This window comes from Acinetobacter lactucae (genome assembly GCF_013344765.1).
Taxonomy (GTDB): domain Bacteria; phylum Pseudomonadota; class Gammaproteobacteria; order Pseudomonadales; family Moraxellaceae; genus Acinetobacter; species Acinetobacter lactucae_A.
In genome coordinates this window covers 1-7,755 of the sequence record NZ_JABVBF010000163.1, presented here as the reverse complement: position 1 = coordinate 7,755, position 7,755 = coordinate 1, and the positions used below count along the sequence as shown (strand labels likewise).

General features: G+C 36.8%; 7 protein-coding genes and 1 pseudogene. 5 read left to right on the top strand and 3 right to left on the bottom strand.

Annotated features, from left to right (window positions below; genetic code table 11):
• Window positions 1-33: 33 nt before the first annotated feature.
• Both HUN22_RS14025 and HUN22_RS14020 read right to left on the bottom strand, forming a co-directional pair.
• The gene (locus tag HUN22_RS14025) at window positions 34-624 is read right to left on the bottom strand and encodes a YidB family protein (protein WP_174730507.1); all 591 of its coding nucleotides are present in this window, start codon (window positions 622-624) and stop codon (window positions 34-36) included.
• 99 nt (window positions 625-723) lie between these two features.
• A complete protein-coding gene (locus HUN22_RS14020) occupies window positions 724-1,185 on the bottom strand; it encodes a DUF6231 family protein (RefSeq protein WP_174730504.1) in 462 nt (153 codons plus the stop codon).
• Window positions 1,186-1,224: 39 nt separating this feature from the next.
• On the opposite strand from HUN22_RS14020, the gene HUN22_RS14015 reads away from it, so the two are divergent.
• Window positions 1,225-2,094: a DUF2797 domain-containing protein gene (locus HUN22_RS14015; protein WP_174730501.1), complete on the top strand. Its 870-nt coding sequence runs from the start codon at window positions 1,225-1,227 to the stop codon at window positions 2,092-2,094.
• Between the two features lie 30 nt (window positions 2,095-2,124).
• Here HUN22_RS14015 and lpxB read toward each other — a convergent pair whose 3' ends face one another.
• A complete protein-coding gene (lpxB, locus tag HUN22_RS14010) occupies window positions 2,125-3,300 on the bottom strand; it encodes a lipid-A-disaccharide synthase (RefSeq protein WP_174730498.1) in 1,176 nt (391 codons plus the stop codon).
• 220 nt (window positions 3,301-3,520) lie between these two features.
• Between lpxB and HUN22_RS14005 the strand changes: the two genes are divergently transcribed.
• The 4 genes and pseudogenes from HUN22_RS14005 to HUN22_RS18205 all read left to right on the top strand — a co-directional run.
• Window positions 3,521-5,680 (top strand): TonB-dependent siderophore receptor, encoded by a 2,160-nt coding sequence (locus HUN22_RS14005; protein ID WP_174730495.1) that lies wholly within the window; start codon window positions 3,521-3,523, stop codon window positions 5,678-5,680.
• 66 nt (window positions 5,681-5,746) lie between these two features.
• Window positions 5,747-6,046, top strand: coding sequence for a hypothetical protein (locus tag HUN22_RS18210; RefSeq protein ID WP_174730491.1), 300 nt, complete (start codon window positions 5,747-5,749; stop codon window positions 6,044-6,046).
• On the top strand, window positions 6,039-7,595 hold the full coding sequence (locus HUN22_RS13995; protein WP_217488190.1) for a PepSY-associated TM helix domain-containing protein: 1,557 nt from the start codon (window positions 6,039-6,041) through the stop codon (window positions 7,593-7,595). The genes HUN22_RS18210 and HUN22_RS13995 overlap by 8 nt, the downstream gene beginning before the upstream one ends.
• Window positions 7,592-7,755 (top strand): annotated as a pseudogene (locus tag HUN22_RS18205) (DUF1634 domain-containing protein); the annotation flags it as partial. The gene HUN22_RS13995 and the pseudogene HUN22_RS18205, both read left to right, overlap by 4 nt.

Below are 7,755 nucleotides of genomic sequence, written 5' to 3'. Positions count from 1 at the left end.
CTTTTATATCGGCTTTTTTTTGAAATTTATATCTTATTTTAAGAAACCACTTACAAGATTCATCACGTTTTGAATATCTTGATTTGCTTCTTGAGGGTCAGTACTTTCACCCTGAGGTGTTAATGAATCAATCACCTGAGGTAAGACAGAAGCAATTGCACCGTAAACTTGTTCTTTTGGTGCTTGAGCTTGCTGTGCAACTTGTTCAATATCGGCTGGATTAAATAAACTCTGTAACTGCTGAGTAGGAACTTCACTATTGTTTTGATTTGGGTCAACCCAGCTTTGAACTTGGCTACCTAAGCCAGCACCTTTTAATTTTTCGAGAGCAGCCTGCAAACCACCTTGTTGCTGCACCCAACCCAAGATTAAAGGCACAACTGCAATTAATAAACTTTGTACACCGCTACCTGTTTGAGGCGTATTGTTACTGCCAGTTACTTGTCCCAATACAGAACCTAGCACTCCACCAAGACCGCCTTGAGCGCCAGAAGTAGTATTACCCCCCATTTGTCCTAGTACTGATCCTAAAATTCCACCCAAACCACCTTGACCTGATGCTTGCTGGTTCCCACCTAAAGCCTGCTTAGCCAAAATTTCTACAATGTTGCTTAAATTTGTCATGTGTAACTCTTATGTATGGTTTATACATGAGCATACGCGGATTCATGTTAAGACAGCAAAAGCCAAATTGTTAAATTTTGAAAGAGATTTAAAGCCTTTTTACCAACGGAATTTATTCCAGTTTTCGGGGTTCGCCCAGAACTTTGAATTAAACCAGTCTGGAACATGTTTATAGGTCAATATATTAAATTGCCATAAAGCAAAATCACTATCATGTGAGGTTTTATCAATGAGTTGAGTAAACCCTAAAGAACGTAATAATTGTTCATCACTGCGTTTACTTACTACAACAATTCGCTTTGCTAATAAATCTCTTAGCTTGACTAATAATTGTGATTTTTGCACATCGCTGATGTTTTGCATTTCATCAGTATCAAACAATACAAAACCCAAATCATAACGCTGAGTAAAAGGCAGACTTAAAAGCTCAGTTACGCTAAAATAGTGCCACTGAATTGCATTATTCCGGTCAATTTTCTGGCCAATACAAAGTGCAGTATGAATGGGCTGTTCGTTTGATAAATCGTCTAGCATAGAAGTGATGACATTTTGTTCAGCCATAACTGCAACCCTTAATTGAAAGATGTGAGTTTAAACTTTATGGAACTACAAGGCATTTGCCATAAAATGCATGCAGGCCTAAAAGATGCTAGTGTAACTGATCAACAGACAACCAAGGCAAATGTTGAATACAAATTTGTATTAGACCGTTCAGAAATTGATCTTCCTTTTAATTTAGGACAAGAACTAGAAATCGAATGGACAGGTAATATTTATTGCACTTCATGTGGCGCTAAAACACCAAAGTCTTATTCTCAAGGCCACTGCTTTAAATGTTTTAAAACTAAAGCAGAATGTGACCTATGTATTATGAAACCTGAAACATGTCACTATCATTTAGGTACATGTCGCGAAGATGACTTTGCCCATAGCGTTTGTTTTCAACCTCATATTGTATATTTGGCAAACTCAAGTGCTCTAAAAGTAGGTATTACCCGTGTTAGTCATATGCCAGGTCGTTGGTTAGATCAAGGGGCAACCCAAGCCTTACCTATTTTAAAGGTTGGATCACGCCGTTTATCTGGTCAGCTTGAAACTATGTTTGGTTCTTTAGTTGCTGACAAAACTGATTGGCGTAAACTGCTTAAAGGCGAAGCTGAACCTCTGAAACTGACAGAACAACGTGATCAGTTAATTGAAGAGTTCGCCCCTAAAATTCAAACTATTCGTGATGAATTCAGTCAAAACCTTGAATTTAACGAAACGGTTGAACTACTAGAAAATGAATTGCCTCGTGAGTTTGTTTATCCAGTTGAACAATATCCTGAAAAAATTAAGTCTTTAAACTTAGATAAAACACCAAAAATTCGCGGTGTCTTACAAGGGATTAAAGGCCAATATTTAATTTTTGATATTGGTGTTATCAACATTCGTAAATATACAGGGTACGAGCTGATTGTACGTGCATAAATAAAAAGGCATTCATAAGAATGCCTTTTTTTACTTCTCTAGTACATTTAGGATGACTTGAACTGGGTCTTCCGTATTTCCAGAAATAAGCTGTTTATGCATAGTTAAATGCTGCATCACCTGAATTTGAGCGGTTTCAACATTCATTAGTTTTTCTATTTCTGCTGCTAAATTTTCAGGTGTTGCATCGGCTTGAATCAGCTCTTCAATAACTTTCTTACCTGCAATAATATTCGGTAAAGAATAATAAGGAATTTTCACCAAGAATTTAGCAATTAAATAAGTTAACCAGTGCAATTTATAAAAAGTGACCATTGGTCGATGCATGAGCATGGCTTCTAATGTCGCAGTTCCTGATGCCAAAGCGATAATATTACTTGCATTCATCACCATACGGCCAATTTTTGACTCGCTATCCGTATTTTCTAAAATATGAATTTTTGCCTTTAACTGAGGCGCTAATTGCTCAACACCCTGCGCAATTTGTTGCTTACGAGCATCATTAATTGCCGGAATTAAAAATTGAATGTCGGGATATTTCGTATGCAAAATATTGGCAGCACCCAACAGCATCGGAAGAAGTCTTTCTACTTCACCTTTGCGGCTACCAGGCAACAACGCAATATGTTTTTGATTTTCATCAATACCCAATTGTTGTTTGGCAATTTGAATTGGGTTCTCAAGTGGTAATTGTTTTGCTAGCGGATGTCCTACAAATGCTGCTGGAACTTCATATCGTTCATAGAAGACTTTTTCAAAAGGAAACAAGCAAAGTACTAAATCTATACTCTGTTTTATGCCATGAACACGTCCTTGGCGCCACGCCCAAACTGATGGGCTCACATATTGAACTGTTTTTATTGGAAGATTCTTTTCTTTAATACTTTTAGAAAGTCTGAGGTTAAAATCTGGTGCATCAATACCAATAAAAATATCAACTGGATTTTGATTCCATTGATTAATTAACCCATCTCTCACGGCAAATAATTTTTTTAAGTCTTTTAGTACCTCAACAATCCCCATTACAGACAGAGTTTCCATCGGGTAATAACTATTAAAACCTTCAGCAATCATTTGAGGACCGCCGATTCCCTCAAATTCGGCATCGATTCCTTGTTCTCGAAAACTACGCATAAGTTTCACACCAAGCGTATCTCCAGAAACTTCCCCAACTACAATGCCTATTTTAAGTTTTCGATTTGCCAAGGCGATTTACCCAAGAATTTGAAATAATGCATTCTAGCATAGAGGTTTATCAATCTTGAACTTGATCGATAAGTACTTACCAAGAGCAACCACAGCACAAGCTATCTAAAATTACATTCATTCACCATCTTTTAATCTAAATTAACAATGCAATTTGAATTGTAGCTTACATTTACAAACAATAAAATAAATGAGAATTATTTACATTATCTTTAATATTATGAATATCCCACCTCGACCATTTAAGCTTACCGTAATCGCTTGCGCGATTTGTTATGCAAATCTCTCTTATGCTCAAGACTCAGAGGTACAATCTTTACAGACGATCCAAGTTAAAGCATCAAATGCTGAGCAGTCATCTGAACAAACCAAAGCATATAATGTTAAAAATTCGAGTAGCGCAACCAAGCTGAATATTGAAGCTAAAGAAACTCCTCAAACCATTAATGTCGTTACTCGACAGCAAATTGAAGATTTCGGGCTTACTAGTACCCGAGATGTTTTAAGAAACACGCCTGGGGTAACCGTATCTAATCAAGAGACAGAACGAACCACTTATATGGCTCGTGGCTTTGAAATTTCAAATATATTAACTGACGGCGTGGGTTTTCCCCTTTCAGGTTATAACTATAACAATACGAATCCTGATACTTATTTCTATGATCGTGTAGAAGTCGTTAAAGGTGCTGATTCTTTAACCAATGCTTTCGGTGATCCGAGCGCAACAATCAACAATATTAGAAAACGTCCGACTCAAGAATTCCAAGCAAGTGGCGGTGTAAGTTATGGTTCTTGGGATACGCAGCGTTATGAAGCTGATGTCTCTGGCGCAATCATACCGAGTGGAAAAGTACGTGGCCGTATTATGGGCTATGAGCAAACTGGTGATTCTTACCTTGATCGATATTCGTCAGAGAGAAATGGTTTTGCAGGTATTATTGAAGCTGATTTGACAGATAGTACTTTACTTACCGCAGGTTATAGCCAAGAACAAAATAAACCCAATGCAAACAACTGGGGTGCTCTGCCTTTGTTAGATGCCAATGGTAAACAAATTTCATATGACCGCTCATATAACCCTAACCCTGACTGGGCGCACTGGGATAATGAGACACAAAATGCTTTTGTTGAATTAAAACAAAAAATTAATGACCTATGGACTGCTAAGCTGACTTATAACTATCTTGATACCAAGCATAATAGTCGTCTTCTTTATTATTATGGATATCCCAAAGCTGATGGTTCTGATGTTGCTTTAACAGCTTGGGGAGGACAAGAACATCAAGAAAAACATGCTGTCGATTTTAATCTCGAAGGAACATATAAACTTTTCAATCGAGAACATGAGGCAACTTTAGGCTACAGCTACGTACGTAACCATCAGCAAGATAAGCAATCTTCAGGTTTTATTAACGATGCTAATATTTTGAATGATTACTCTCAAGGATATTTACGTCAGCTCACGACAAATTGGGCAAGCTGGACACCGCAATCTATAACTTGGTCAGATTTCACAGAAGCTGCAAACTATAAGCAAAATATTAATTCCATCTATGCTGCGACACGCTTACATGTTAATGAAGATTTAAAACTTTTACTTGGTGCAAACTATGTCCAAGCTGAAAGTAAAGGTGAAAGTTATGGTTCACCAATGTCATATAGTGAAAGTAAAGTCTCACCATATGTTGGACTAACCTATAACTTTACACCTGAATATACAGGTTATATGAGTTACACCTCAATTTTCCGTCCTCAAACTGGTATTGATAAAGATACCAATCAAGCCTTAAAACCTATTGATGGTAAAAGCTATGAAATGGGCGTAAAAAGCTCTTGGCTAGATGACCGTTTAACAGGAACACTTTCAGTATTTAAAACGGAACAAAATAATTACCCTCTACGCAGCTCGGATGGAAATCCACTTAACCGCAAAGTACCTACGAGTGATTTAGAGTCACAAGGTGTGGAGGTTGGCCTATCAGGTCAAATTACTGATAACGTAAATCTTTCTTTCGGCTATGCTCAATTTAGTATTAAAGATACTAAAAATGGTGGCGAGGCAAGAACCTACAATCCAAACCAGACACTTAATTTGCTAACCACCTACACGCCGCCAGTTTTACCTAAGCTGAAAGTTGGTGCAGGCTTACAGTGGCAAGATGGGATAAAATTATATGATTCAAATGTTAACAGTACAATTAGACAAGATGCATATGCTTTAGTCAATTTAATGGCGAGCTATGAACTCAACAATCATATTACGCTTCAAGCAAATGGTAATAATATTTTTGATAAGAAATATTTAAATAGTTTTCCAGATGGCCAAGCCTTTTATGGCCCTTCTGCCAACTATACAGTTGCTGTAAAGTTTAAATATTAATACTGTAGCCAATCTCAATTTAGGGATTGGCTTTACTTATTATTCTTTGTTTATGTGTCAATAAAGATGTCCAAAACTGTAAATCTCCCAGTGTCATATCGTATAAAAGTTTTCTATCGATTCTTGCTAGTTTTCGGTATGGGCTTTGCCTGTATGACGTATTTAAGTCTTGGACTCACTGGAATTTTCCTTTTGAATCTGGACAAAGCTGAAGCTATCTATCTTTCAGCATTTATAGCGATTTTATTTTACGTAGTCTTTGTGATTGTTGGGTTCTGCATTCAATCATTATTGCGACTGACCATTCTATCAATCGCGCTATTAGCCCTTTTCTTTATTGTGACACGGACGGTAGGTTATGCATAAAGGTATACGTCAATCTATGGCATGGCTACACTCATGGACTGGCTTAATTTTTGGATGGCTCGTATTTGCCATTTTCTTAATGGGAAGTTTGTCCTATTATCGCCATGAAATTAATTTATGGATGCAGCCTGCACTTGCACAATATGAAGTAAAACAAGATATTGCTATTAAAACAGCATATCAATATTTACAAGAAAACGCTCCAGATGCGAAATCTTGGTATTTAACTGTGGCTACACCAGAAAGTCCCGTCAACACGATGTACTGGGAAAAAGCTGACGGCGGTTATGGCAATGCCACACTTGATGCTAACACGGGAAAAGAACTTCAACTTTCGGCAACTCTAGGCGGTGATTTTTTTTACCGTTTCCATTACCAACTTTTTGGCATTCCAATAATCTTTGGACGATTAGTCGTGTGTCTAGCCGCATTTATTATGTTGATTGCTCTGGTTTCAGGCATTATTACCCATAAAAAAATATTCACCGACTTTTTTACTTTACGTACATTTAAGTCTCAGCGTTCATGGCTAGACTTTCATAATATTTCTTCAGTTGTTGCTCTGCCCTTCTTTTTAACCATTACATTTACTGGCTTAGCTATTTTCTTTTATTTATATCTGCCTTGGGGAATGCAAAAGATTTATCCCGAAAATCCTTATCAATATTTTAATGAAATTCGCACAAAAACTGTCATTGAGAATCATTCGATTCAACCTGCTCAAAACTTAGCTATTGATAAGTTATTAAGCCAAGTTCAACAAAATTGGGGCAATCAACCTTTATCAACGATTAGTGTAAAAAACCCGAATACCAATCAAGCCCAAATTACTTTTGTTCAAAAAGAAGATCACTCTATCACTCGTAATCAGGCTCAAATTACCTTAAACGCTTCAACGGGCAAAGTCTTGGCAGATACACGTAATAATAGTGCTATTGCAACGTTAAATGCGGGTGTCTATGGCCTACATATGGCGACATTTGCTCAACCTTTACTTCGCTTAGGATTCTTTTTCTCAGGCATACTAGGTTGTGTAATGATTGCCTCAGGATTGTTACTTTGGAGTCTTAAACGCCAAATTCAAAATAAAAATAGTCAGTTTCATTTCGGACACTATTTAGTTGACCGATTAAATGTTGCAGCATTTGTAGGATTGCCTTGTGCCACTGTTACCTATTTAAGTGCAAATCGATTGTTTACAGTTACTTCAACCACAATCAATTATGAAGTTTATAGCTTTTTCTTGGTCTGGCTAATTAGCTTCCTCATTGCTTTATTCACTAAAAAGCAGCATTTGTGGCGAACTCAACTTTGCGTTTTTATTATGCTCAGTATTGCACTTCCCATCTTAAATCTAAGTTATTTGCTCAAACATGAATATGTACAAAACTTCAGGGATTATTGGACCTTTGCACGTGTAGATGTGTTTTTGTGGATATTTGCAGCGTTAGCCATTTTTATATTCTGCAAAATTCAGCCTATCCAACATAAAGCTGTCGCAAAAATTCAAAAAAAACTGAATAAATTAAATACTGAGGTGAACTCATGATTGTTATAGCTTTCATCTTGATTTTATTAGGTATGTATTTGTTATTTATGGGGAGCGAGAAATATCGATCACCAAAATCCGGAGGTCATTTCAAATCGATAGCTCAAAAATATTACCGACACTTTAAAATAGCTGCGTTCATATTATTTGGGTTATGTGC

Coding starts and splice junctions, on each gene's coding strand:
- HUN22_RS14025 (WP_174730507.1), bottom strand. CDS start 624: ATGACAAATTTAAGCAACATTGTAGAAATTTTGGCTAAGCAGGCTTTA.
- HUN22_RS14020 (WP_174730504.1), bottom strand. CDS start 1,185: ATGGCTGAACAAAATGTCATCACTTCTATGCTAGACGATTTATCAAAC.
- HUN22_RS14015 (WP_174730501.1), top strand. CDS start 1,225: ATGGAACTACAAGGCATTTGCCATAAAATGCATGCAGGCCTAAAAGAT.
- HUN22_RS14005 (WP_174730495.1), top strand. CDS start 3,521: ATGAATATCCCACCTCGACCATTTAAGCTTACCGTAATCGCTTGCGCG.
- HUN22_RS18210 (WP_174730491.1), top strand. CDS start 5,747: ATGTCCAAAACTGTAAATCTCCCAGTGTCATATCGTATAAAAGTTTTC.
- HUN22_RS13995 (WP_217488190.1), top strand. CDS start 6,039: ATGCATAAAGGTATACGTCAATCTATGGCATGGCTACACTCATGGACT.